The organism is Gardnerella sp. c23Ub_4 (genome assembly GCF_055804115.1).
Map to the genome: position 1 here is coordinate 172,119 of NZ_JANUYO010000003.1, position 25,860 is coordinate 197,978.

A 25,860-nucleotide genomic window follows, 5' to 3' on the forward strand; every position below is an offset into this window, starting at 1 on the left:
TTAAAGGCTATAAATCCTAGAAAAATCCTAGAAAAGTCTTAGGAAATACTCACTTCTGCAATGTCTAAGCCATGTGAATAACTCGTAGATATGAGTTTAGATTCGCAAAAGTCATGCATCGATACGCGTATAGGCGAATTAATTTATAGTCAATTTGATTCTTTAGCTTGCAAAAATCTTATTTCTAATTGCAATAAAACACTTAAAAACGTTGTTTCTCAAGCAATTTTGTCTAGCGAAGGCGGAAAACGACTTAGAGCTTTATTCGCATTATATGCTTTTGATGCAGCAAAAGAGAGCTACTCAGCTACGCAAAGTGACGACTCTTACAAAAACTCAAAAAACGCAATGCTAGACGTTGCTTGTGCTCTAGAAGTATTTCAAACAGCAGCTCTTGTTCACGACGATATAATCGACGAATCCGCTTTAAGACGAGGAAAACCAAGCGCATATTGTGCGCTATCTAAAGCCACAAACAATAGTCATATTGGAACTGGTCTTGGATTAATGCTCGGAGATATTCTAGCGTCTCAAAGCTTCGACATAACCAGAAAAGCGTGCGAAAACTTGCAAAATCCTAATGAGGTTTTATGCGAGTTTACAAACATGCAAAAAAACGTTGGAATTGGCCAAATTCTAGACCTTTCAATCGAAATGATGAGCCTAGATAATCCACAAAAACTTGCAGAATCTTCTATAAACGTTTTTAGGTGGAAAACTGCAAGTTACACAACTATTGCACCTCTTGCTCTAGGATTTTTGGCTGCTGGAATGCAAAAAGACTACGCAATCAATTTAGCAAATCAAATTGGAGATCCTTTAGGAATCGCATTCCAACTTGCAGACGATCTTTTAGATATTGTTTCGGATTCTGCTCACACAGGTAAGCCAATCGGAGGAGATATTCGGGAAGGAAAACGCGCTGTTCTTCTAGCAGACGTATTAGAACTTTGCACTCCCGAAGATAAGCTCTTCCTTATAGACGCATACACTTCTAAAAGCCGAAACGAAGATGACGTTAAAAGAATCATTGATATTTATAGTAAAAGTGGCGCTATAAGTAAGTCTAAAAAGCGCATTCACAATCTTTGGGTTGAATCGCAAGAAAAAATAGACGCTAGTTCGCTAAGCAATCATAGTAAAGTCATTTTGCACAATATTTCTAGCATGTTTATTCCTAAAGAATGGCAATAAGCGCAAATTGCGACTATTCTTTACTGTATTACCTGTACACTTTTAAATAGTGTGTTTTAATACGCGTATAAGGGATTTACTATATGAGTGAAGTTCAAGCGCAACTGGGAATGTGTATTGAAAATCGCTATCGCATAGTTAAAAAGATAGCGGAAGGTGGCATGGCTACTGTTTATAAAGCGCAAGATGAGCGTCTTAATCGCCCTGTTGCGCTTAAAATCATGCATACTCAGCTTGCTCAAGGTCTTCACCGAGAACAATTTATTGCAAGGTTCCGCCGAGAAGCAACTTCTGCAGCATCAATCGCAAATCCGCATATTGTTCAAGTTTACGATACTGGCGAATTTGAAGGACTTGACTACTTAGTTATGGAATATGTTCATGGCGTAAATCTTAGATACGAGATGAACAAATACGGCACTTTTAGTGTAAAAGATACTTTGCGCGTGCTGGCTCAGACTTTAGATGGTCTTGCATCCGCACACCTTGCTGGCGTTGTACACAGAGATATTAAGCCAGAAAATATTTTGATTAACGACCGCGGAAACGTGCAAATCACCGATTTTGGACTTGCGCGTGCAATTTCTCAAGCAACTCTTTCTTCTACGGGTCTTCTTCTTGGAACGGCTGCATACCTTGCTCCAGAAATGATTGAGAAGAATCTTGCAACTCCTCAAGGAGATTTATATTCCGCAGGAATGATGGCTTGGGAGATGTTAGCTGGCAGAGTTCCTTTTAACGCGGATAATTCAGTAACTCTTGTTTTTAAGCATGTTCACGAAGACACCCCTTCTATAAAAACTGTTTGCAAAGATATCAATTCTTCGGTTGCTGATTTTCTTAGTTCGATTACTGCTCGAGAAATGGAAAAAAGACCAAGTGATGCTTCTAAAGCGCTTAATATTTTAAGAAGAGTGTGCTCTGGCTTAAGCGAAGAAGAGTGGCAATATAAGTTTGAAGTAGATTTAGACGCAGAAAATCAATCTTTTGAAGGCTCGATAATAACAAACAAACTTGAAGATAAAAACTCTAATCTAAAATCCCAAATACCGCTTCCGCCTAGCATTAATAGCAATACTTTTAATAGCAATACTTTGGGTAATTCTGATTCGTCGAATGATACTATATCTAACACAAAAGAGCTAAATAAAACTGTAGATATGGATAAAACTACAGACATAGATAAAACAGCTGATATTGACGCAACTCAAGCATTATCTACAAAAAACTCCGATTTTAATGAAGGTTCTTCAAACTATTCGTCTTCAACAAGTAGCAATCCTCTAGAAGACTTTAACGATAATAATATGCTCACTGTTACAATGCGCGCACCGCAATTTATTAGTGAACGATTAAAAGCTAAAAGAAATAAGTCTAATAATGCAAACGACAATGGCAAAAAAACGCGCAAAAACATTATTATTATATCTGCAAGTTGCGCAGCAATCGCAGCAGCCGCAGTAGCATTTGGCGCGTACTGGTACTATTTAGGCCCTGGAAGCTATTGGTCTTTACCAAAACCAAACACGCAAGAATGCGCATCACAAAGTGCATGTAAAATAACAAACGTTCCGTGGGCAGACTACGAGCGCACTCTTAAAATATCTAATATTCCTTATTCGGTTTCTAAAGACTTTAGCGACAACATACCCGAAGGAAACATTATTTTCACTAATCCAGATTTTAGTGGCAGCAAAATCTCTAAGCGAAATAATGGCCGCGTTAAAATTGTTGTTTCAAAAGGCGTACGCAAGTCAACTATTCCAGAAGACATTATAGATCCAACTTCCAATGCTGGAAAAGATCCTATAAAAGCATTAAAAAAGGCAGGATTTACTTCTATTACGCATAAATCAAGCGAAGATATTTATTCTTTGGAAATTCCTAAAGGATGCGTTGTTGAGATTTCGCCAACTCCTGGAATGCAAATGAATCACAATAAAAATATTACTGTGATTCTTTCTAAAGGGCCAATGCCTGTTTCTATGCCAGACGTTGTTAATCTTACAAAAGAAGAAGCAGATAAGGCATTTAACGAAGCAAAATTAGTTCCAAACTACAGCGAAGAGTTTAATGACAAAGTAGGAAAAGGCAAGATTATTAGCGCGTCTGTGCAAAAGGGAACGCAAATGCATTGGGGAGATAAACTCGATGTTGTTGTTTCTAAGGGACCGAAGACTATAACAATGCCAGATGTGCGCAATAAGAACGCTAATGAAGCTAGAAGAATACTTGAATCGCTTGGATTAAAAGTTAATATTTCTGCGCCTTTGGGCGATCTTATGCACACTGTTAGATTCCAATCCGCGGCTCCAGGGTCTCAAGTTAGAGTTCTAGACGAAAGCGGAAATCCAACAACAGTAACGTTAACGATTATTTAACTATTTAACTTAACGATTATCTGTTTTTGCTTGCGACTCTTCTAGCATGCGCTTTTTAACAGTTTGCGCATATTCGTCAACGTACTCTTGACCGCTCATTTGTTGGATTGCTTTTGTTACTTTATTAGTAAGATCTCGAAGAATATCGTGCGTAATTTCTTCTGGACTCATCTTGCTAACTTCGATTGGCTTTCCGTAAATCGCCTTAGTATTGCCCTTTGCAGGCATAATCTGGCCATGTTTTTGAAGTTCGCGAGTGCCAACAATCGCAACTGGAACAATCGGACATCCTGTTTCTAGAGCTAATCTTGCAGCGCCTGAATGACCCTTATATAGCTTTCCATCTGGGCTTCTTGTTCCTTCAATGTGAATACCAAAAAGCTGACCTTTTTCTAGGATTTCTTTAGCGTGATTCAACGCGCCAAGCGATTTTGATCCGCCAGAACGATCCACTGGAAACACGCCAACAGACGTAAACCACCACTTTTTGAATCGCCCCTTTAATCCTTTGCCTTCAAAATACTCAGCTTTTCCCATAAAATGAATCATTCGAGGGCATGTAAGAGGTAAAAGCGCGTCGTCAATAACAGCAAGATGATTTGCTGCAATAATCGCTCCACCTGTTTTAGGAATATTATTGACTCCTTGAGCAGTAGGGTGAATCCTTAAGCGAGCAATGAATCCAAACCCCTTTACAAAGAACCAATACAACATGCTAATCCCCATTCTAGCAAGATTCACAAAATAGCATTCAAACTATCAAGCAGACTTGCTACAGTATAATTCATGACTTCTTCTAAGAATACCAACTCCCATAACCGTTTGTATAATAACGAAAACAGCAATGGTGACGATTCGTTTAGTCAAAACTTTAACGACGACTGGTCTCAATTCGTTAGCGAGCACAAAAAAGATTTTAATGATTTAGAAAAGTCCAAAAGCGCAAAAATCTTTAGAAAACGCATTAATCAAGCTGCAGAACCATTAAGAAACATAGCATTTAACACTAAACCTGGTCCAAGAGATAACACAACATCAAGCTGGCTCGATGTTGATAAAACAATGGACGAATACGGAGATGACTTTGTTGCTCCAAACCCCCATTTTAAGAACGTTTCCATTACCCTTATAGTTTTATGGAGCGTGTTTGTTTTGGGCGTTCTAGGCATGATTTTGAGCGTTCTAGTGCCATATTTTGCGATTTACACTGGCTCTGTTAGCGCTTTCCTATTTTTGATTGGTGGCGCAGGCCTACTTATGAGCAGAAAAAAGGACAATACTTCTAGCGAAGACTATAACGAGTTTGGAAAAGGCGCGCGAGTTTAGAACTAGCGAGTTTAAGTGTATTCGAGCAAAAAAGAAAAGAATGAGGCTGATGCATTAACACCAGCCTCATTTTTATAAAACGTTACTTTTATAAGACTTTGACTTTAATCCTCATTTTGACCGTGGCAAAGCTTGTACTTTCTGCCAGATCCGCATGGGCATTCGTCGTTCTTATTTGTTCCAGGGAACGTACGACCATCTGCCCAAGGAGTCTTCCACTCCTCCGCCTTTGGACGCTTGCTTAATGGAACTTCGCCTTCTGCATGGCTCATAGGAGCAGGGCCGACGATTCCAGAATGCTCGTCTTCTTGCTCCTCTTGCTCAATGCTTTCGTCCATATAAGAATCATCTTGGTTTTCTGTTTCTGCAACAATCTGCTCAAGATTCATGCGGAACAGAAGCTGAATAGACTCTTCCTTAATGGCCTCAATCATAGAGTTGTACATTTGGAAGCCTTCGCGTTGGTACTCAACCAAAGGATCTCGCTGACCCATACCGCGCAAGCCAATGCCATCCTTTAAGTAGTCCATCTCATAAAGATGTTCACGCCACTTTCTATCAAGAACAGCCAAAACAACTCTGCGCTCAAACTGACGCAAGCTATCGGAGCCCATTCGCTCTTCAAACACAGCGTAAATAGTTGTTACACTATCTACAATCGTGTCTCTTAAAGTATCAACAGCTTTTTGACCTTTAAGAGGCTCAATTTGCAAGCGAAGCTGATCCCAATCAACAATAATTGGCATAACTGCGTTCACAGCATCTTTAAGGCCTTCCCAATCCCAATCCTTAGGCTTGTCGGAACCGTTCATTGCTCCGCGAACGTAGCTATCTGCAGTATCTTTAATGAACTTTAAGATATCTTCGTGAATATCTTCACCCTTAAGAACAGCTTGACGCTCTGAATAAATAACAGTACGCTGCTTGTTCATAACGTCATCATACTTTAAAACGTTCTTACGCATTTCAAAGTTACGCGCCTCAACAGTCTTTTGAGCTGTACGAACGCCGTTAGAAACATACTTAGATTCGATTGGCTCGCCTTCTGGCAAGCCCTTAGCCATAACGCGAGCAACAAGCTGAGTGTTGAACAAACGCATTAAGTCGTCTTCCAAGCTTAAGTAGAATCGCGATTCGCCAGGATCACCCTGACGACCAGAACGGCCTCTAAGCTGATTATCAATACGACGAGATTCGTGACGCTCAGTGCCTAGAACATACAAGCCGCCAAGCTTCTTAACTTCTTCGTGCTCGTCTTTAACTTGTTCTTTGACTTCTGCCAAAACGCCTGGCCAACGCTTCTCATACTCTTCTGGAGTATCGTCTGGAGAATAACCTTCTGCTTTAAGCTTTGCATCTGCCAAGAACTCAACGTTTCCGCCAAGCATAATATCTGTACCACGACCTGCCATGTTTGTAGCAACAGTCACAGCACCCTTACGACCTGCAACAGCAACAACAGCTGCTTCCTTAGCGTTTTGCTTAGCATTCAACACTTGATGAGGAATACGAGCAACATCCAAAAGCGAGGAAACGATTTCGGAAGATTCAACCGATGCAGTACCAAGCAAAACAGGCTGACCCTTTGCATGACGCTGAGCTACGTCTCGAACAATCGCAGCAAGCTTTTCTTTCTTAGTGCGGAAGATCAAATCATCCTTATCCATACGAATAACTGGACGGTTAGAAGGAATTGGAAGAACGCCAAGCTTGTATGTTCCCATAAACTCGGCAGCTTCCGTTTCTGCAGTACCAGTCATGCCAGCGAGCTTGTCGTACATGCGGAAGTAGTTTTGCAAAGTAATAGTTGCAAAAGTCTGATTTTCTGCTTTTACTTCAACATTCTCTTTAGCTTCAATCGCCTGATGCAAGCCCTCGCTATAACGACGACCTGGAAGAACACGGCCAGTGTGCTCGTCAACAATCAAAACTTCGCCATTAGTAACAACGTAATCGCGATCAAGAAGGAACAATTCCTTAGCTTTCAAAGCATTGTTCAAGTAGCCAATCAAAGCAGTGTTGCTTGGTTCGTAAAGATTATCAATACCTAAATAATCTTCAATCTTTGCAATGCCTGGATCCAAAATACCAGCAGTCTTGCGCTTTTCGTCAATTTTGTAATCAACATCGCGATCAAGCTTTAGAACAAGCTTTGCAAACTCGCGATACCAACGCGTAACATCGCCTTCGGCAGGTCCCGAGATAATAAGTGGCGTACGAGCCTCATCAATAAGAATAGAATCAACCTCATCGACGATTGCATAATGATGACCACGCTGAACAAGATCACCCTTTTCCCAAGCCATGTTGTCTCGCAAATAGTCAAAGCCAAACTCGTTGTTTGTGCCGTAAGTAATATCTGCGTTGTATTGCTTCCTGCGCTCTGGAGGCTGCTGATCTGTAATAATGCATCCAACGCTCATGCCAAGGAACCTGTAAATACGACCCATAAGCTCACTCTGGTAGCTAGCAAGATAGTCGTTAACTGTAACAACATGAACGCCCTTGCCTTCCAAAGCGTTCAAATAGCTAGGCAGTGTTGCAACGAGTGTTTTACCTTCACCAGTCTTCATTTCTGCAATATTGCCCCAATGCAATGCTGCACCGCCCATAAGCTGAACGTCAAAGTGACGCTGACCAAGAGTACGCTTTGAAACTTCTCGCACTGTAGCAAAGGCCTCTGGCATTAAGTCATCAAGCTTCGCACCATTGTCTAACTTTTGCTTGAATTTTGCCGTTTGTCCTTTAAGTTCCTCGTCCGAAAGCGCAGAAATCTGATCTTCAAGCGCATTCACAGCCTTCGCAACGTTCTCAAGGCGCTTCAATTGACGGCCTTCACCCATGCGCAAGGCTTTATCAACGATATCTACCACGTTTAGCTCCCTTAGGTCGTGTCTATTATTCGGCTAGCCAATATAGACGTAAACTGTGCCTATATTACGCGACGGCTACGATTTTTGCAGCTCGCGAGTCCAAAACAACGCATAAAATGCCCGCCTAGCTTATTACTAGACGGGCATTGCACTCATATGAGTTATTTTATTTACTTTATTTACCCTTATTTTTCTATTGTTTCTTTACTGTTTTGTTACTTCTTTTTAGCAACATTTTCTGGAGTATCAATCTCAAACACACCATAACTCCATCCATGCCTACGGTATACAACCGATGGACGCATGGTTTCTTTATTTACAAACAGGAAGAAATCGTGACCAATAAGTTCCATCTCGTACAATGCTTCATCAATGCTCATTGGCTCGGCAATGTGGAGCTTACGACGAATCACAATAGGAGTATCTCCAACACTCACTTCCACTGATTCGCCAGGACCCAAGTCGGAAGCAACCGCAGCATCTGCACTATTTGTTCCATCAACTTGAACAACTTCTTCAACAGTTGTTTCAACTTCTGGCTCTACAACACCCAAGTCAACTGGAACCATCTGCTCGTAGCCACGACGATGATCCTTGCGGCGATCTCTAGTTCTACGCAAGCGAAGCGTCAACTTATCTAATGCCATATCTAATGCACTGTATTGATCTGTGCTAGACGCTTCTGCGCGAATAACCGTACTTCCTGCAACTACAGTAATTTCAACTCTTTTTGCAGTATCTGCCTGCCTTGGATTACCCTCAGTGTTAAGCACAATCTGAATGCGCTGCGCATCTGGAGCAATGGCGGTCACACGATTCATCTTGCTTTCTACAACGTCACGGAATCTTTGCTTAATTTGCGTATGACGTCCAGTGATGACGATCTCCATGCGAACCTCCTTAAGTAATCCGATATAAAATCGGCTTGTGTACACGTCAACGGCACCAGCGCCGCTGATACATCTATTATATCCGCTAAAAGCCGCCATTTTCTAGCGAGTCGCAAAATATGCGCAAAATTAAGACGTCTGCTATAATTGGGAAAGTTGAGGTTTCACGATGACCGCGGCTGCAATGTTCATTCGGAGTAGCTGAGGAACTTCCGGGCTCCGTAGAGCACAATGGCGGATAACGTCCGCCCAGGGCAACCTGAGAGATAGCGCAACAGAGAATAGACCGCCTAAACTTTTGTTTAGGTAAGGGTGAAACGGCGGTGTAAGAGACCACCGGGCTTCTGGTAACAGTTAGCCGCATGGCAAGCCTCATTGGGAGCAAGGTCAAGCAGAAGGTGTTTAAGGGCTGCTCGCCTAAGTCTTCGGGTAGACTGCTAGAGTTTGGCGGTAACGTCAAATCGAGATGGATGGTCATCCGTGTGCATTTTGCACGCGACAAAACCCGGGGTATGTGAAACCTCACCTCAACTTTTGGATTTTATTTAAGACTTTTACTTTGGCTTTTATTTAAGACTTTTATTTAAGACTCTTATTTAAGACTCTTATTTAAGACTCTTATTTAAGACTCTTTGGCGCAAAGTCAAAGTCACCATTTATTAAATCCACTACCCCACAAGTTTTCATTCCAGCTAAACGAGCTGATTTTAGTGCTGCATCAGAATCCTCAAAAACAGTGCAATCGCTTGGTTTTACGCCAATTCGCTTTGCTAAGTCAACATAAGTTTTATAGCTATTTTTTGCATTACTTTCTAAATCTTCTCCAAAAATCATCAAATCAAAGTAATCATACAAATCCGTACGCTTTAACGCAGCAACGCATAAAGACTTAGAAAGAGTAGTTATAAGAACAGTTTTCGCACCCGTTTTATGCAAATAATCAACGTAATTTTTAGCACCTTTTCTAAGCGGCAAATGCTTTGCGTATGCGTCAAAAGCCATGTCTTGCCACTCTTTCATTAAATCTTCGGGAGAATCCGTAAAACCAAAACGCTTAATAACATAATCCGCAACTTGGCGAGGTGTCATTGTTGCCGTGGAATCAGCAAAATCAGCAGGCACTTTAATACCGCGCTTAGCAAAACTCTCTTCGTCTATCTTGTCCCAAACGTCCAAAGAATCAAGCAAAGTGCCGTCAAAATCAAAAATTGATGCGTAATTTGAATTATCAACTAATGCATTTTCGCTCATATTATTAATCCCGATTATCTTTGATATTAACCCTATTATTCTGTTTTAGAAAAATCTGTTTTAGAAAAATTACTTTGAATTAGCTTAAGATTTTTCATTAGACTTTACTATTTTCAAGCAATTCTTTTGCATGATCCAAAGATGCTTGCGATTGACTTCCCGAAAGCATTCTTGCGATTTCGCTTTGGCGACTAATCTCATCTAATTTGGTAACAGTTGTATCTGCAAAACTAGAATTCTCGCCAGAATCCGCACTAGAATCAGCTCTAGAATCCGCTCCAGAATCCGCCACGCTTTCAATCTTTTTTCTAACAACAAATTGAACGTTTGCAAAAGCTGCTACTTGAGCCAAATGCGTTACAACAATCACTTGCGCACTTTTAGCAAGCAAAGCCAAGCGCTTGCCTAACTCTACGGCTGCAACGCCTCCAACACCTGCATCAACTTCGTCGAAAATAAACGTCATTGATTGATTATTGCTGTGGTTAAACTTTGCAGCAACAAGCTCCATTGCAAGCATAAGCCTACTGAGTTCGCCGCCCGAAGCACTACTGCCCATTGGCAAATAGTTAGACGCAGGGAAAGGCTTAAAAAGAAACTCAACACTATCTAAGCCGTGCACGTTCAAATCAAATTTTCCATCCTTGTTTTTAGCACTCTTAGAAACATTAATCAAAAGTTGCGCATCTGGCATAGATAAGGATTCAAGCTCTTTGCTAACTTCGTCGCTAAACTTTTTTGCAACAACTTTGCGCGTGCTATAAAGAGCTTCGGCAAGTTTTTCAGCGTCTTTATAAGTCTTCTCGCACAAATCTTTAGCGCGCGCAACAGCTTCTGGCGAATCATCCAAATCTTCAAGCTCAAATTGCGCTTTTTTGGCCCACTCTAAAACATCGTCAATTTGCGGGCCCCATCTGCGTGTTAAATCGCTTAAATCGTGAATACGATTGTTAATAGCGTCTAAATCTTCCTGACTTTCATCAACATCTAACTGCTGCGCAAGTTGCATAACAATGTCGGAAATTTGGGAAGAAATATCGTCAAGTTGATTTGCAATCGCGTTATAATCTCCGTCAACTCGAATTGAGCGAATCGCCTTAGACGCATTGTCAACCAAATGTAATGCGTCAACTGAATCTATTGCGCCATAATCAATTTGACTTGCGTCTAACGAAGAGACTGCTTCGCTAATAGCTCCAACGATTTGAGCAGCGTTTTCTATGCGATCTCTTTTAGCTTTAAGATTTTCATCCTCATTTGGCTTTGGATCGATTTGGCGAATTTTTTCTAACGATTCGCGCAAATAGTCTGCGCGCTGCCTAGAAGACGATTGCTGATTTATAAGGCGATTATATGCTTCAACGGCACTTTGCCACTTATTAAACGCGGATTCATAGTCTTGTAGTTCTTTAGAATTGCAAGAGATTGAATCCAAGAATTCGCGCTGTTTTGCGGCGGTTGCTATGCGAAGCTGATCGCTTTGACCATGAATTGTTATTGTGTGCGAGCAAACACTTTCTAGCAAAGATTTTGGAACAGAATAACCAGAGATTACAGCTCTTGATCTACCAGTTTTTGGAACAGATCTAGATACGTAAACTTCTTCTTTAGAATCGTCATCTTCACATTCTTCGGCATTAATCCCAGATTCTTGCAATATTTGCGCAACATCGCTGGATTTTGACACAGAAAACACGCCTTGCGCCCACGACTCATTTGCAAAAGATGATACTTTTGCAGAATCTGCTTTTCCTCCAGATATAAGCTTTATAGCACTTAAAAGCATAGACTTTCCAGCACCAGTTTCGCCAGTTATTGCAGTCATTCCTTTAGAAGGCGTAATAACAGCGTTAGAAATTGGGCCTAAATTACGAATCTCAAGTTCTTCAAGCACAAATACCCCCTATAGGTTTAGATTATTAGGGACGATCGAATATTCAGCATTACCATCAGCATTACCATCAGCATTACCATCAGCGCTACCATCAGCGCTATCTACACTTGCACCATCTACGCATGCGCTATCTTCATAGTTTCTATCGGTTTCATTATGAAGATTTGCTTCATAAATCTTAGGCTTAGCGTCCACTTTTCGGCGATTTTCACGCCATCCAACAACTGGCAAATCAAACTTTGTGACTAATCTTTGCGTAAATGGAACGCCAGAAAGTCGTGCCAAAAGCAACTCATCTTTAGATTGCCTAATTTGAATCCTAGAACCTTGCGGCAAAGCTCTTTGACGCCTTCCATCGCAGCAAATCCACCCACCAGAAGATGATTCTTGCAAAATATCAATCGTAAAAGTAGATCCTGCTCCGATTATTAGCGGCCTAGAAAATAGTGCGTGCGCAGCCAAAGGAACCAGTTGCAAAGCCTCAACGTTTGGCCACATAATCGGGCCGCCTGCCGAAAACGCGTACGCAGTAGAACCAGTAGGCGTAGAAACAATCACGCCATCGCATCCAAAAGACGACATTTCAACATTGTCAACGCGAATCGAAAGCTCCACCATTCGCCCACGATCTGCCCTATCTAAAGTAATATCGTTAAGCGCCCAATCACTTAAAGGCTCGCTCGCTCCAGGGAGCCAAACATCTACATGCGCTTCCATTCTATGCTCTAAGAAGTAGTCTTTTTGCGCAATTCTGCGTACAGCCTCATCTATTTGGAAGCTTTCAAATTCCGCCAAAAAACCAACATGCCCAAGGTTTATTCCAATTATTGGAACAGGAGTGCAATGCACTAATTCTGCAGCTTGAAGCATTGTGCCATCCCCACCTAGCACAACAACAATTTCTGTATTTTTATCTACCACTTGAGCGATTTTTTGCGCAAAATCCGAAACTGCAGCACTATGAAACACGCTAACATTAAAACCAGCATTTTTAAGCTGAGTAGTAACTTGATTTACAACAGCACTGTTGCCATCAAGACGCGCATGCGTAACCACAAGAGCATTGCGAGAAGCAGAATTACCTTCTAAACGTTCTTGCATAGCACCCCCTTTGTAGCTATTTGTAGATTAATCGTAGCTTATTTATAGATTAATCGTAGTCTAATCGCAGCTTTACAAACATTAATAGTTATTGTAATTGTTGCACTACATATTGTGCATTAATCTACATATTGCAATATTGCGCATTAATCTTATGCAAATATTTATCAAATAATCTCTTGACTATTGAATTTGACTATTAAATCGCGCATAAAGAAGATATTCAACGTTCCCGTGAGTTCCCTCTATAGGTGATTCGCGAGTTGCAATAACGCTTAAACAGTTGTTTTTAGCGCATTCTTTAACATTTTCTAAGGCTTTAAGTCTTAGGTTTTTATCTGTTACAATTCCGCGCTTGCCAAGATTTCCCTTACCAACTTCAAATTGCGGCTTTACAAGAAGAACAATATTCGCGTTATTTTGCGCAATACGTGCAATTACTGGAATCACAAAACTAAGAGATATAAAAGAGACGTCGGAGACTATAAGATTCGGCTTGTATGGCAAATCTTCCGCGTAAACATTTCTAATATTTACGCCACTCATTTCAATAACGAGCGGATTGCTTGCGATTTTTGGGTGCAATTGACCGTGTCCAACGTCTAAAGCTATAACGCTATTGACGCCATTTTGCAACAAATAATCGCAAAAACCGCCAGTGGAAGCGCCAATATCTAATGCTTTAGTATTTGAATCAACTTTTAAGCCTAAATTCTCAAATAAGCGGAATGCGCCTTCGAGTTTTAGCGCTCCTCTAGAAACGTATTTAACGCAAGAATTTTCTTCTTTTGATTCGTCAAGGCTTATTTTTTGCGATTTTTTCACTAAAAATGACGATTTTTTAACAATGCGATTATCTACTTTTACTACTCCAGACTTGATTAAGCGTTGAGATGTAGTTCTACTCTTCACTAAACTGCGATTTACAAGCGCGCAGTCTAAGCGCTGAGCTAAATCATCTTCGTCTAGCATAAAAACCTCGCTTAAAGTTTCAAATCGTAAGCTGTAAGACGTAAGTAGTAAGTAGTAAATTGCAAGTCGTAAGCCACAAATCACAAATCACAAATCGCACAACGCATTACATCACAAAGAAAACTCTGGAAGAATGTAATCTTCAAGCGATTTTCCACTATCCATTAAACTCCAAGCAAGCGCACAAGCAGCACGCAAAGCATTGCAATCATTAGGATTGTTTACTTCAATAGATTTACAAACGATTTGAGCTCTAGAAGTTCCGCATGTAAACGTAGAATCGTCAACGCGCTTAGGAGCAACATGCACCTCGTTCAATCCCCTTAAATCCTTAGAAACAAAACTTGGTCGCAAATGTTTTGGAGCTTCAAGCAGCATGCGCGGATTGGTAACGCCCGTAAGCACTAGAAGAGACTCATACCCTCCTCTGGTACCTGCTTCAATGTCTGTGTCTAATCTGTCTCCCACAGCAAGCGAGCGCTCAATACTTATTACAGGATTTCCAAATTCGTCTTTTTGCGCATATTCTTTAATCTCTTCATCGTTGTGCTTTGCGTTTGCAGCAACCAACAATCGCGCTTCGTCGTACATTGCGCACTCGGGCTTTCCAGCAGACGCAATAGGCTCTACTCCAGTGGCATTTACTACAGCTTGAATCATCGAACCGCATCCAGGAGCTATGCCAAACTCGCGCGGAATTGTTAAATCGCGATTAGTAACAAAATACTTAGCTCCGCGCTCTACAGCAAAAGCGACTTGTGCCATCTCTTGCCAAGTCATTTGCGGATACCAGCCTTGAATAACGGCTTTTGGATTATCTTTACAAGACTTTACTGGATTAAGACCAGCGCTACGAACCTCTTGTACAAGATGATCTGCGCCTAGAACTAAAACGTTTGAACCGCTTGGAACATATCGAGCAACCATTCGAGCAGCTACAAGTGAAGACGTTATGATTTGCCACGGCTCTACTTTTAAGCCAAAACTTTCTAGCTGACTTGCTACAACTTCTTGAAAACGAGAAGAATTATTAGTTGTGTATTCAATAAACATGCCATTTTTTTGAGCATTTTCAATTGATTCGGCTGCGTATTCAACGGATTTTCCGCCTCTATACACTACTCCGTCTAAGTCAAGCAAAGCTAAGCGAAAATCCTTGCTTAACACAGATTTGCTATTTGAAAAATTCGCTCGTTCATCAAGTTGCATAAAATATCCTCACGATTTAAGAATACCAAAGTAGAAAATGCCCAGCTTACTATACTTTTACAATACAGAAGCTGGGCTTAGAAAATATGATTTGTACTATTCCTCTTTAGGCTTAACTGCACTCATCTCTACAGTTTCAGTATTATCTGCGATTTGTGAATCGTCTGAATCTTCATCTGAATCATCTGAATCATCTGAATCATCTGAATCATCTGAATCATCATCAAAATCATCTTCCGAATCATCATCCGAATCATCATCTGGAGCAAATTGCGCGTCATCTTCACTAATGCCAACTTCGTCCATAATCGCATCATTAAGATGTTCCAAATCGTAGTCAATCACAACATCTTCTGGATTTTCTTCGTCTTCAATATCTGCAAACTGCTCTTCTAAGCGGTCAAGCAAAGCGTCAAGCTCAATCGCCTCATCGCTTCGCCCAGCCTCTTCAAGGAAGTACTGCTCCGCTTGCACAGCGCGCATTCTATACTCGCCAGGCAAGCCCTTAGACCTGCCCATTGCGTGAACAAGCTCAATCGCCTTATCTGCATGATTTGTATCTGCCAAAACGCCTGCGTACACAAGGAACATTTCTGCTTTAACTTCGCCGCTAACACTTTTAGCTTCATCCGACATGCAAATTTCCAGCGCTTTATCGAGGTTGCCCATACCGCGCTCGCAATCTGCAATAAATGGAAGATAATCCGTGTAGCCATTCATTCGCATAGCTGTTCTAAACTCGCGCGCAGCAAGCTTATAATCGCCTTGACGGTACGCAATAAATCCTAGTGTTTCGCGCGAAAAATCAATGCGAGACGCCTGCTTTGCAGCCCACTTTGCGTGTTCTAAAGCAAGCTCTGGGTCTTCGTCTTGCAAAGCGTATGCAGCAAGAATATGCAAGCCAATGTTTTCGGAATGCTCCTTAGAAAGACCACGCAAACGCTCGCGAGATTCCTTAGAAAGCATGGAATACTCTAGACCCTTAGGCATTTTTGGCTCGCCCGGGCGCCTATCGGTATACGGGTTTTGAGATGGGTAAGAAACAGTTCCATCCGAGTTTCTACGAGGGCCATTCTCAAAACGGAAAGACGACTTTGAATCGTGCTTTCTAGAATCGTTCTTCTTAAATCCACTCTTGTGGAAGCCATCCTTGTGGAATCCGCCGCGATTATCTTCAAAGCGTCGATCATTGCGCTCGCCACGATTATCGCGATCAAACTTCTTGTATCTTGGATTGCCCGATTCCTTTGAATCAGATTCAAAACCACGATTTGTGCGCTTATTGTAATCGCTATGATTGTATCGATTATCGCGATTGCGCTTATCTTCGCGATTATATCTATCTTCGCGATTATCTTTTCTGTCAAATCTGCGATTATCGCGATCAAACCTGCGCTCACCATCGCCATCAAACTTGCGATCTGAGTTCTTCTTAAAACCGTTCTTATGGAAACCATCTTTGTGGAAACCGTCTTTATGGAACCCACCGCGATGCTCACCGTCTTTGTGGAAACCACCCTTGTGGAATCCTCCGCGACGCTCACCATTTCCACCATTTTTACCGCCATTTTGACGGCTAAAATGGCCACGATTACCAAACGACTTACCACTACGCGATCCGCGTTCTTCGCCCATTATTGGCATACCTTTCAAAGTCTAAAAATATAAAATTATACTAAAATCTAATGCTAAAAACAAATAAAGCGCGCTTAAAAACTACGCACGCTCAACAGCGCCAATAGCCTTCTTGCCCCTACGAAGCAAAGCAAAACGACCGTGCAAGAATGAGCTATCGCTCAAAACGTCATCAACGCTTTCTACGCGATTATTGTTAACGTACAATCCGCCAGCTTCAATAGCTCTACGAGCCTCGGAAATAGTACGGAACAATCCTGCAGCAACAGCGGCCTCAACAACGCGATCTTCAACATGCGCTTTAGCAAATTCCAAAGTGCCATCTTGTGCTTTAACTTTAACACCATCTAAAGCAGCTTCAAGAGTTTGCTCGTCAATTCCAGCTAAATCGCCCTTGCCAAAAAGCGCTCCAGAAGCAGCAATCGCCTGATTCGTAACATCCTCGCCATGCACAAAACTTGTAACTTCCCAAGCGAGCACACGCTGAGCTTCACGACTTCCTGGATCTTCTTGAATCTGCTTTTCCAAACGCTCAATCTCGCTCTTAGGTAAGAACGTAAAAGCCTTAAGAAGCTTAACAACTTCATCATCTGGCTGATTAAACCAGAATTGATAGAAGCGATAAGGGCTAAGCATTGTAGGATCAAGCCACATTGCGTTACCCTCAGATTTTCCAAACTTACGACCTTGATTATCCGTAATAATTGGGCTTGTAAACACGTTTACAGAAGCTCCGCGAACCTTACGAATCAAATCCATGCCAGAAGTCAAATTACCCCACTGGTCAGATCCGCCAAGTTGCAAAGTAACGTTGTAATTATCAAACAAGTACAAAAAGTCGTTTCCTTGCAAAACTTGGTAGCTAAACTCAGCAAAAGAAATGCCTTCGTCGGAGTTTAAGCGGCGAGCAACAATATCTTTAGAAAGCATTGTGCCAACTCTAAAGTTCTTGCCAACATCGCGCAAAAAGTCGATAGCAGACATTTTAGAAACCCAGTCGTAGTTGCTTACAAAACGAACAGGATTCTCTCCATCAAGAGGCAAAATGCGGCCAATTTGCTTGCGCAAACGCTCCGCCCAGCCAGCAACAATATCTTTAGAATTAAGCGTGCGCTCTCCGCTTTGGCGCGGATCTCCAATCAAGCCCGTAGCACCACCAACCAAAGCAATAGGATGATGGCCTGCAGCTTGCAAATGACGCATGTTAATAAGCTGAACAAGATTGCCAATATGAAGCGATGCAGCAGTAGGATCGTAGCCGCAATAATAAGTTAATGGTTCTCCGTCAAGTGCTTGAGCAAGTTGATTTTCGTCAGTAGATTGAGAAATCAATCCACGCCACTTTAGCTCTTCAAACAAAGAAGCAAATCCAGCTTCTTTGTAATTCCTCACCTGAGCCATTTATATCTCCTTATTATTGCAAAAATTACCGAAAGTATCGGGCGCATTTGCGCGCTACAAGCCTTTCAATTTTGGCAGCACATGGAGACACTCTTATAAGCTGTTCCGTCGCTTACAGATTCAGCGAATTTCTTATACTCACTAATCGCAAGCTGAGCTTGATTAATTTGTTCTTTTACGCGCACAAAAGCTGTTCCACCTTTGCCGCATCTAGAAGAAACAGAGCCATAGCTAGAAAGAACAAGTCTAAGATCTGGTATTTTATTTGCATCAATAATGCCGTCTAAAATCGTTGCATAATCGTCGTTACTCAAATCGCTTAAATCGCATTTAAGACTTTCGGCACGTTTTACACATAGTCCCGATAACGTATGCGCATTGCGGAAAGGAACGCCTTGTTTTACAAGCCATTCTGCAATGTCTGTAGCAAGAGCGAAACCAGTTGCAGACTGCTCAAGCAAGCGAGGCGTGTTAAATCGCATTGTTCTAACCATTCCTGCAAATGCTGGAAGCAAAACTTCTAGAGTGTCGATTTGGTCAAAAACCGCTTCTTTATCTTCTTGCAAATCGCGAGCATATGCGGTTGGGAGACCTTTAAGAGCGGCCATTAATCCAGTTAAATCTCCGATTAATCGCCCAGCTTTACCTCTAGCAAGCTCCGCAATATCTGGATTCTTCTTTTGAGGCATAATCGAAGAGCCAGTCGAATAGGCATCGTCTAAAGTTACGAACGCAAATTCTTGAGTATTCCATATAATAATCTCTTCGCTTAAGCGAGAAATATCAACGCCAATCATAGATGCAATAAACGCAAACTCCGCAACAACATCGCGGCTTGCTGTAGCATCAATCGAATTTGCGCAAACAGCAGAAAAACCAAGCTCTTTAGCAACTTCTTCGGGGTCTAAGCCAAGAGTGTTGCCAGCCAATGCCCCTGCTCCGTATGGACTTTTGTTTGCGCGCAAATCCCAGTCCGCAAGGCGATTTACGTCTCGCAAAAGCGGCCAAACATGAGCCATTAGCTGGTGTGCAAGCAAAATTGGTTGAGCGTGTTGCATATGAGTGCGGCCAGGCATTACAGCGTCTTTTGCTTCTAAAGATTGAGCGACTAAAGCATTGCAAACATCTAGCACGAGTGCCGCTAATGCGCGTGCGTGTCTGCGCAAAAACATGCGTATTAAAGCTGCGATTTGGTCGTTTCTAGAGCGGCCAGCCCTAAGTTTTCCGCCAAGTTCGCTTCCTGCAATCTCAAGCAAGCCGCGCTCTAATGCTGTTGCTTCGTCCTCGTCTTCTTCAATTGGAGCAAAAATGCCATTATCTACGCGGTTTTGCAACTCGTCTAGCGCTTTGCAAAGATCTGCGTATTCTTGATTTGTTAATAAACCTGCACGATGCAAAGCGTGGGCGTGCGCGCGAGAGCCTGCAATATCGTCATCCGCTAATCGCCAGTCAAATTGCGTTGACTTGCTAAGCTTTGCGAGTTCCGCGGAAGGCCCCGAGCTAAAACGGCCGCCCCACAAGGCTATTGGATGATTAGTATTGGCATTTGCGCTGTCATTGGCATTTGCATCGTGCATAGTTATTCTTTCGTCTTTTTAGTCGTTCTTAGTTGTTTTTAGTTGTTCTCAGTCGTTCTTAGCAACGCGCATATCTCGAGCTGCAGCAACTTTACTAGACAATCCGTAGATTTCAATAAATCCGTTGGAAGCGCGCTGGTCGAAGGTATCGGAAGAATCGTAAGTAGCCAAATTAAAGTCATACAAAGACTCATCCGACTTTCTGCCTGTTACAACAGCCTTTCCTGCGTACAAAGTCATGCGAATATCGCCAGAAACATGCTCTTGAGTTTCGTTTATAAACGCATTCAAAGAACGCACAACTGGCGAGAACCACTGGCCATCGTACACAAATTCTGCCCACTTTTTGTCTAGAGCACGCTTAAGCCTGTGCTGTTCGCGCTCCAAGCAGCAATTTTCAAGCTCTTGATGCGCTGTAATCAAAGCTTGCGCGCCTGGAACTTCGTACAATTCGCGAGACTTAATGCCAACTAAACGATCTTCAATAATATCGATTCTGCCGATTCCTTGAGCGCCTGCCCTTTTATTCATCTCTTCAATAGCTTGAAGCGGAGTTACGCTGTGACCGTCAATCGCAACTGGAACGCCTTTTTCAAACGTGATTGTAACTTCGTCTGGAGTTTTAGCTTCCAAAGGATTCTTTGTGTAAGAGTAGCATTCCTCGGTTGGAGCATTCCACGGATCTTCCAAAAAGCCTGTTTCAATTGCCCTTCCCCAAACATTTTGGTCTATGGAATACGGGCTTTTCTTGCTTTGAGTAATCGGAAGATTATGGTCGTTTGCAAAAGCGATTTCCACATCTCGAGTAAGCGACAAATCACGAATTGGGCTAATTGCCTTTAATTCTGGGTCCAAAGACTGAATCGCAACTTCAAAACGAACTTGATCGTTTCCTTTACCCGTGCAACCGTGTGCGATTGTGTCAGCGTCAAATTCGTGCGCTGCGTGAACCAAGTGACGAGTAATAAGTGGCCTAGAAAGCGCGGAAACTAAAGGATACACGTCTTCGTACATTGCGTTTGCTTTTAACGCAAGCATGCAATAGTTATCCGCAAATTCTTCGCGAGCATCAACTACATACGACTCAACAGCTCCGCAAGCTAAAGCGCGGTTTTTTATGACTTCAAGCGCTTCTCCGCCTTGACCAACATTTAATGACACGGCTACAACGTCTTGGCCTGTTTGCTCTTTAAGGTACGGAATTGCTACAGATGTATCGAGGCCACCCGAATACGCCAATACAATACGCTTCTTATTAGTCATAGCAACCTCCCACGGTCATATATTGAATAAATAATATTGAATAAATAAACAATACATAGCATATTATACAACTATATATACAATCTCAACACGCGCAGAAATACACCATTTTGGCGATTCGCGCTTAGAAGTATTTAATCAAAAACCAAAACAAAGATAATACTTATACAGTTAACAGATATGCTTAGTAGGCACAATTTTAAGGCATAATTTTATAAGCATAACTTATAAGAATAATTTATAAGCATAATTTATAAGCATCATCGCAAATATGTTAGAAACATTTTTTACTCGGCACTGTTAACTCAACCTTAAACCCACCGTATTTGCTTCTACTTATATCAACTGTTCCATTATGAGCGCCAATAATCTGCTGAACAATCAGCAAACCCAAACCATGCCGTTGCTCTGCAGTACTTGTATCGCAAATCATATAGTGCGGTGCATGATTAAGCTTTTCGATTTTTTCATCAGAAACACCTATACCGTTATCTTCAACACAAATAATACAATTGTTATTATTTGCAGCAACGGATACATAAATCGTACACCCATTTTCATTGTGAGATATGCTGTTCTGAATAAGATTAGATATTGCTCGTTTTAATAAATCTTTGTCTACATTAATATTGCAAACGGTCAATTTAGCATCTGTTTCCCACTTAATCGAAAACTCATCTTGCATACCCATATTCATAAAATCCACAACAACTTGCCTAACAACAGCAACAACATTTTCTTCTTTTTTCATAATTGGTTGCATATTGTATTCAAGTTTTGAAGCCAGATTAAGGTCATTAATCAAATTCTTCATTCTTGCACTTTGCTTAATAATCATCGTCGCTTTTTTACGATCTTCTTGCGAAATATGTAGAGAATTTTCTAACTGTCCCGCATATCCCATAACCATAGATAACGGCGTACGAATATCATGCGAAACCCCAGCTATCCAATTTGCTCTTGCAGTCTCTCTTTTTCTCAATTGTTCTTTTTGTATTTGCAAAATATCGGAAGCAGAATTTATGTTAGATGAAATTTCTGAAAGCGCTCCTGTTTCTGGAATATGCACGCTTTCTCCACTAGATAAACGTTGTATCCCTTTTGTAATCGGATTAATTGATTTTAGTAGTTTTATATTAGCTATTAAATAAATTCCAAGAATCAGCAAAATGTTGATAAATAATACGATTAAAACAATCTGCGGAAAATTTAAGATTAAACTGTACTTCCAACTTGGTCGCGTATGTTTCCAAAAGCTGTTGTGCGGAAATCCGACTACTACAACTCCATCCTTATTTTTGCCAGTGTAAGTTGGATAACCATTAATGTAACCAACGCTCAAATTAGCTATATCAGACAAAGTATAGTCGTTTGGAATACCCGCAGGGACATTTTCTGTTTTCCATACGACTTTCAACGTATTATTATCAATCAGAATTGCCCATGCGCCAGAATTTGTCAATTTGGAAGACATATTTTTGGATAATGCATAATCTCCACTTGCGGATAATTGTAATGCTTCTCCCGTCTCTTTTGCTATGCTATAAGGAGATATCTCTTTATCGGGAGCGTAATTTCCTATAAGTACAATAAACGCAATAATATTCATTAATACTATAAGCACAGAGCTTAGTAGAAAAATACTTATAAAGCGTTGTATTAGTTTTGGTATGCTTTTCATTCTGCTTTACTCCACAATCAGCTTATATCCTAAGCCTTTAACTGTTATTAAAGAAACAGGCTGCGATGGATTGAGTTCTATTTTTTCTCTGATACGACGTATATGTGCCATTAAAGAATTTTCATATCCAAAAGGATTATCTCCCCATGCAGCTTCACATAACGCGTCAATTGTTACAATGCATCCAGCATTTCTATAAAGTGCAGAAAGTAAATCATATTCTTTGGCTGTGAGTGGAATATGTTCGTTATTTTTTATTACTTGGGCAGAAGAAAAATCAATCTGACTATTTTTCAGTTTAACAATGGGATTTTCGCTCTTGTAGCTTCGTCTTAAAATTGCCATAATGCGAAACGTTAGCTCTTTTGGAAGAAACGGCTTTACAATATAATCGTCTGCTCCTAAGTCAAATCCCTTAAACTTATCTTCATCTTCACCGCAAGCAGTAAGGAATAAGATAGGACAATCACTATATTGTTTTATCTGCTTCATTAACTCAAACCCATTACCGTCGGGGAGCATAACATCAAGGATTGCTAATTCTGGACGTAATTTTTGTGTTGCCTCTACTGCATCTTTTATACTTTTTGCAGTCGTTATATTATAAAAACCGTATTCGTTTAATATGGATACAACCATATCTAGAAGTTCCTGCTCATCATCAACAAGTAGCAGATGCTTGTTCAATAAATAATCATTCCGATTCATGGAGAACCCCCTAACATATATTATGCCATGTGAATATTCATTTTTTGACCTCGCATAAAAATGTAAGGTAGATGTAAGGTGAAGAGAATGTTGTAGAAAGGTTGACGCAATATCATAAATCCCGAAAGGAGATATTGCCATGAACAATATTGTTACAACAGAACATTTAACAAAAAAATATAAGTCATTTATTGCTGTTAATGATGTTTCACTTCATATTCGCAAAGGTAGCATTTACGGCTTTCTTGGGCCAAATGGAGCTGGAAAATCTACAACAATGAAAATGCTCCTAGGGCTTACAGCTCCAACAAAAGGTGCATTTACAATCGACGGAAAAAAGTTTCCTGCCGATCGCATACCTATTTTGAAAGAAATAGGCTCATTTATTGAATCACCATCTTTCTATGCAAATCTAACAGGTAGAGAAAATCTTGACATTATACGTCGCATTTTAGAACTACCTAAGAGTGCAGTTGATGACGCATTAGAATTAGTAGGTCTTTCTGAGTTTGGAGACCGTCTTGCAAAAAAATATTCGCTTGGCATGAAGCAAAGGCTTGGTCTTGCTGGAGCATTGCTTGGTAGACCACCTATTTTGATTTTAGATGAGCCAACAAATGGACTCGATCCATCTGGCATACACGAAATCCGAAATCTGATTAAGTCACTGCCAGATCTTTACGATTGCACGATTCTTATTTCTTCTCATATGCTATCCGAAATTGAGCTTATTGCAGATGATATTGGAATACTTAATCACGGACACTTGTTATTTGAAGGTAGTTTAGATGAACTACGACAGAATGCATTACAATCTGGTTTTGCTTCCGACAATTTGGAAGATATGTTCCTATCCATGATTGATGAAGACAATAAGATCAGGAAGCAGAGTGCAAGACTATGAAAACGCTTGTAATCGAACTAAAAAAATGCAAGAGAACTGGCTTTATAGCTCTTATGATTGCTATTGGCGTTATGGGAGCAGCGTACGCTTTTGCGAATTTTATTGTACGAAAAAATACATTATTAAACCTGCCTTTAGCTCCTATGGATATTCTTCTTACACAGCTTTACGGCATGATTATGGTGTTAAACATGTTCGGCATAATAGTCGCAGCATGCATTATCTACAACATGGAATTTAAGGGAAATGCAGTAAAAAAGATGCATATGCTGCCTATGAGCGTTCCTGCTATGTACCTATGCAAATTTATTCTGCTGACTGTTCTATTACTAATCGCTATTTGCATACAAAATTTAGCACTTGCAAAAATCGGTGTAACAGATTTGCCACAAGGTACGTTTAATGTAAGTACTCTTATATCTTTTGCTGCATATTCATTTATTACGTCAATGCCTGTATTGTCCTTTATGATTTTTGTATCATCACGATTTGAAAACATGTGGGTAACGCTTGGAATTGGTGTAGCAGGATTTTTAAGCGGCATGGCATTGGCTTCGTCAGACATTGTGCTTTTTATGGCATCACCTTTTATAGTTATGCTAAAACCAGCAGTTGCCATGAGCGCGCAACCTAATACTACGGTCGTAATCGTATCCATAGTTGAAACACTTCTGTTTTTATGTTCTGGATTGTGGGCGGCTAAGAACCTGCACTATGAATAAAAACACGCACTATAAGTAAAAACTTGCACTATATAACTATGAATAAGGAGACTATGAAAATGAGATTTTTTGAACTTCTTAGAATCGAATTTAAGAAAGTAAAGCGTAGTAAAATTATTCCTTTGATTTTTATTGCACCGCTAATTGTGGTTGGATCTGGTGTAGCAAGCCTTCATAGATACTTCACTCCAGAATATACACACGCATGGGCTGCTATGTTTATTCAAAGCGCATTAGTCTATTCATACTATTTGCTTCCGCTTAGTATGATTGTTATTTGCGTGATGATTGCAGGACGAGAAACAAGCAATAACGGAATACTAAAAATGCTGGCACTGCCTGTTAGCAGATACGCGATTTCTGCTGCAAAATTTTGCGTACTGCTATTTTATTTGCTTATGGAAATGGTCGTATTTTTTGCCGTATTCGTTATAGCAGGATTGTTTGCAACCAGTAGCACAGGAGTTACAGAAACGCTCCCAATTATGTATCTATTAAAATGGTGTTTAGATCTGTTTTTGACTATGATTCCAAGCGTAATAGTCATGTGGGCGATTACTGTGCTTTTTGAAAAGTCAATGTTATCCGTTGGATTAAATATACTTCTTGTGATTCCTGGAGTATTAATAGCAAATACTCCACTTTGGATAGTTTATCCTTATTGTTACAGCGGATATATGGTTTCCCGCTCTCTACATGCAGTTACATCAACAGGATTAGGAAACGGATTTAATCTTATACCATTTTTGCCATGTGCAATTGCAATATCTGTGTTTGTATTTTTGATTGCAATAACACAATTTGGTAAAAAAGAAATGAGATAACAAAAGATACTAAATAACAATGCAACGAAATAACAAATGCAGATGTGACTTGCA

20 protein-coding genes and 1 other RNA gene are annotated in these 25,860 nt (G+C 40.8%); 7 read left to right on the forward strand and 14 right to left on the reverse strand.

Translation table 11 applies throughout. The features are described from left to right. Positions 1 to 90 precede the first annotated feature (90 nt). Both NYP67_RS06305 and NYP67_RS06310 read left to right on the forward strand, forming a co-directional pair. Complete coding sequence (locus NYP67_RS06305) at positions 91 to 1,194, forward strand: polyprenyl synthetase family protein (RefSeq protein WP_115794200.1); 1,104 nt, start codon at positions 91 to 93, stop codon at positions 1,192 to 1,194. An 83-nt stretch (positions 1,195 to 1,277) separates the two neighbouring features. Further along, positions 1,278 to 3,575, forward strand: coding sequence for a protein kinase domain-containing protein (locus NYP67_RS06310; protein ID WP_004574599.1), 2,298 nt, complete (start codon positions 1,278 to 1,280; stop codon positions 3,573 to 3,575). A gap of 9 nt (positions 3,576 to 3,584) precedes the next feature. Here the strand turns inward: NYP67_RS06310 and NYP67_RS06315 are convergent, their stop codons facing one another. Continuing rightward, a complete protein-coding gene (locus NYP67_RS06315; RefSeq protein WP_004574600.1) occupies positions 3,585 to 4,289 on the reverse strand; it encodes a lysophospholipid acyltransferase family protein in 705 nt (234 codons plus the stop codon). A 72-nt stretch (positions 4,290 to 4,361) separates the two neighbouring features. Between NYP67_RS06315 and NYP67_RS06320 the strand changes: the two genes are divergently transcribed. Further along, positions 4,362 to 4,901 carry a hypothetical protein gene (locus tag NYP67_RS06320; protein WP_115761616.1) on the forward strand — a complete coding sequence of 180 codons (540 nt, stop codon included), beginning with the start codon at positions 4,362 to 4,364 and terminating at the stop codon, positions 4,899 to 4,901. 104 nt (positions 4,902 to 5,005) lie between these two features. Here the strand turns inward: NYP67_RS06320 and secA are convergent, their stop codons facing one another. After that, positions 5,006 to 7,774: a preprotein translocase subunit SecA gene (secA, locus tag NYP67_RS06325; protein ID WP_020757898.1), complete on the reverse strand. Its 2,769-nt coding sequence runs from the start codon at positions 7,772 to 7,774 to the stop codon at positions 5,006 to 5,008. Between the two features lie 215 nt (positions 7,775 to 7,989). Further along, the gene (gene hpf / locus NYP67_RS06330; protein ID WP_004132090.1) at positions 7,990 to 8,664 is read right to left on the reverse strand and encodes a ribosome hibernation-promoting factor, HPF/YfiA family; all 675 of its coding nucleotides are present in this window, start codon (positions 8,662 to 8,664) and stop codon (positions 7,990 to 7,992) included. A 157-nt stretch (positions 8,665 to 8,821) separates the two neighbouring features. Here hpf and rnpB point away from each other — a divergent pair. Next, an RNA gene (rnpB, locus tag NYP67_RS06335) (RNase P RNA component class A) lies at positions 8,822 to 9,193 on the forward strand. An 89-nt stretch (positions 9,194 to 9,282) separates the two neighbouring features. On the opposite strand, the gene NYP67_RS06340 is transcribed toward rnpB, so the two are convergent. From NYP67_RS06340 to NYP67_RS06390, 11 genes are all read right to left on the reverse strand, one after another. Next, a complete protein-coding gene (locus tag NYP67_RS06340) occupies positions 9,283 to 9,915 on the reverse strand; it encodes an HAD family hydrolase (RefSeq protein ID WP_415680621.1) in 633 nt (210 codons plus the stop codon). A gap of 97 nt (positions 9,916 to 10,012) precedes the next feature. Further along, positions 10,013 to 11,809, reverse strand: a complete 1,797-nt coding sequence (gene recN / locus NYP67_RS06345) for a DNA repair protein RecN (protein WP_473411296.1) — start codon at positions 11,807 to 11,809, stop codon at positions 10,013 to 10,015. A 9-nt stretch (positions 11,810 to 11,818) separates the two neighbouring features. Then, positions 11,819 to 12,910 (reverse strand): NAD kinase, encoded by a 1,092-nt coding sequence (locus tag NYP67_RS06350; RefSeq protein WP_473411297.1) that lies wholly within the window; start codon positions 12,908 to 12,910, stop codon positions 11,819 to 11,821. Between the two features lie 183 nt (positions 12,911 to 13,093). Then, entirely contained in the window at positions 13,094 to 13,882 is a 789-nt protein-coding gene (locus tag NYP67_RS06355; protein ID WP_421781462.1) for a TlyA family RNA methyltransferase, read from the reverse strand. Between the two features lie 111 nt (positions 13,883 to 13,993). Next, positions 13,994 to 15,091, reverse strand: coding sequence for an HAD-IIA family hydrolase (locus tag NYP67_RS06360; RefSeq protein WP_415684720.1), 1,098 nt, complete (start codon positions 15,089 to 15,091; stop codon positions 13,994 to 13,996). 96 nt (positions 15,092 to 15,187) lie between these two features. Then, positions 15,188 to 16,726 carry a tetratricopeptide repeat protein gene (locus NYP67_RS06365; RefSeq protein ID WP_473411298.1) on the reverse strand — a complete coding sequence of 513 codons (1,539 nt, stop codon included), beginning with the start codon at positions 16,724 to 16,726 and terminating at the stop codon, positions 15,188 to 15,190. An 81-nt stretch (positions 16,727 to 16,807) separates the two neighbouring features. After that, a complete protein-coding gene (gene tyrS / locus NYP67_RS06370) occupies positions 16,808 to 18,127 on the reverse strand; it encodes a tyrosine--tRNA ligase (RefSeq protein WP_004574605.1) in 1,320 nt (439 codons plus the stop codon). 65 nt (positions 18,128 to 18,192) lie between these two features. After that, a complete protein-coding gene (gene argH, locus NYP67_RS06375) occupies positions 18,193 to 19,704 on the reverse strand; it encodes an argininosuccinate lyase (protein WP_004574606.1) in 1,512 nt (503 codons plus the stop codon). 48 nt (positions 19,705 to 19,752) lie between these two features. Then, positions 19,753 to 20,967: an argininosuccinate synthase gene (locus tag NYP67_RS06380; RefSeq protein WP_004574607.1), complete on the reverse strand. Its 1,215-nt coding sequence runs from the start codon at positions 20,965 to 20,967 to the stop codon at positions 19,753 to 19,755. Between the two features lie 274 nt (positions 20,968 to 21,241). Further along, positions 21,242 to 22,648 (reverse strand): sensor histidine kinase, encoded by a 1,407-nt coding sequence (locus tag NYP67_RS06385; RefSeq protein ID WP_473411299.1) that lies wholly within the window; start codon positions 22,646 to 22,648, stop codon positions 21,242 to 21,244. A 6-nt stretch (positions 22,649 to 22,654) separates the two neighbouring features. Next, positions 22,655 to 23,356, reverse strand: a complete 702-nt coding sequence (locus NYP67_RS06390; protein WP_172539762.1) for a response regulator transcription factor — start codon at positions 23,354 to 23,356, stop codon at positions 22,655 to 22,657. Between the two features lie 139 nt (positions 23,357 to 23,495). Between NYP67_RS06390 and NYP67_RS06395 the strand changes: the two genes are divergently transcribed. Genes NYP67_RS06395 through NYP67_RS06405 form a run of 3 tightly spaced genes read left to right on the forward strand, consistent with a single transcriptional unit; the run spans position 23,496 to position 25,806 of the window. Then, entirely contained in the window at positions 23,496 to 24,260 is a 765-nt protein-coding gene (locus NYP67_RS06395) for an ABC transporter ATP-binding protein (RefSeq protein ID WP_004132070.1), read from the forward strand. Further along, positions 24,257 to 24,982 carry an ABC transporter permease gene (locus tag NYP67_RS06400; RefSeq protein WP_415704537.1) on the forward strand — a complete coding sequence of 242 codons (726 nt, stop codon included), beginning with the start codon at positions 24,257 to 24,259 and terminating at the stop codon, positions 24,980 to 24,982. The genes NYP67_RS06395 and NYP67_RS06400 overlap by 4 nt, the downstream gene beginning before the upstream one ends. A 59-nt stretch (positions 24,983 to 25,041) precedes the next feature. Beyond that, positions 25,042 to 25,806, forward strand: a complete 765-nt coding sequence (locus NYP67_RS06405) for an ABC transporter permease (RefSeq protein ID WP_004132068.1) — start codon at positions 25,042 to 25,044, stop codon at positions 25,804 to 25,806. Positions 25,807 to 25,860: the final 54 nt, after the last annotated feature.

Bases quoted from the DNA above. Each gene is read 5' to 3' on its own strand.
- NYP67_RS06390 (WP_172539762.1), bottom strand. From the start codon at position 23,356: ATGAATCGGAATGATTATTTATTGAACAAGCATCTGCTACTTGTTGAT.
- NYP67_RS06350 (WP_473411297.1), bottom strand. From the start codon at position 12,910: ATGCAAGAACGTTTAGAAGGTAATTCTGCTTCTCGCAATGCTCTTGTG.
- NYP67_RS06355 (WP_421781462.1), bottom strand. From the start codon at position 13,882: ATGCTAGACGAAGATGATTTAGCTCAGCGCTTAGACTGCGCGCTTGTA.
- NYP67_RS06405 (WP_004132068.1), top strand. From the start codon at position 25,042: ATGAGATTTTTTGAACTTCTTAGAATCGAATTTAAGAAAGTAAAGCGT.
- NYP67_RS06380 (WP_004574607.1), bottom strand. From the start codon at position 20,967: ATGACTAATAAGAAGCGTATTGTATTGGCGTATTCGGGTGGCCTCGAT.
- NYP67_RS06385 (WP_473411299.1), bottom strand. From the start codon at position 22,648: ATGAAAAGCATACCAAAACTAATACAACGCTTTATAAGTATTTTTCTA.
- NYP67_RS06310 (WP_004574599.1), top strand. From the start codon at position 1,278: ATGAGTGAAGTTCAAGCGCAACTGGGAATGTGTATTGAAAATCGCTAT.
- NYP67_RS06320 (WP_115761616.1), top strand. From the start codon at position 4,362: ATGACTTCTTCTAAGAATACCAACTCCCATAACCGTTTGTATAATAAC.
- NYP67_RS06305 (WP_115794200.1), top strand. From the start codon at position 91: ATGAGTTTAGATTCGCAAAAGTCATGCATCGATACGCGTATAGGCGAA.
- argH (WP_004574606.1), bottom strand. From the start codon at position 19,704: ATGCACGATGCAAATGCCAATGACAGCGCAAATGCCAATACTAATCAT.
- NYP67_RS06365 (WP_473411298.1), bottom strand. From the start codon at position 16,726: ATGGGCGAAGAACGCGGATCGCGTAGTGGTAAGTCGTTTGGTAATCGT.
- hpf (WP_004132090.1), bottom strand. From the start codon at position 8,664: ATGGAGATCGTCATCACTGGACGTCATACGCAAATTAAGCAAAGATTC.
- NYP67_RS06400 (WP_415704537.1), top strand. From the start codon at position 24,257: ATGAAAACGCTTGTAATCGAACTAAAAAAATGCAAGAGAACTGGCTTT.
- NYP67_RS06395 (WP_004132070.1), top strand. From the start codon at position 23,496: ATGAACAATATTGTTACAACAGAACATTTAACAAAAAAATATAAGTCA.
- NYP67_RS06340 (WP_415680621.1), bottom strand. From the start codon at position 9,915: ATGAGCGAAAATGCATTAGTTGATAATTCAAATTACGCATCAATTTTT.
- NYP67_RS06315 (WP_004574600.1), bottom strand. From the start codon at position 4,289: ATGTTGTATTGGTTCTTTGTAAAGGGGTTTGGATTCATTGCTCGCTTA.
- tyrS (WP_004574605.1), bottom strand. From the start codon at position 18,127: ATGGCTCAGGTGAGGAATTACAAAGAAGCTGGATTTGCTTCTTTGTTT.
- NYP67_RS06360 (WP_415684720.1), bottom strand. From the start codon at position 15,091: ATGCAACTTGATGAACGAGCGAATTTTTCAAATAGCAAATCTGTGTTA.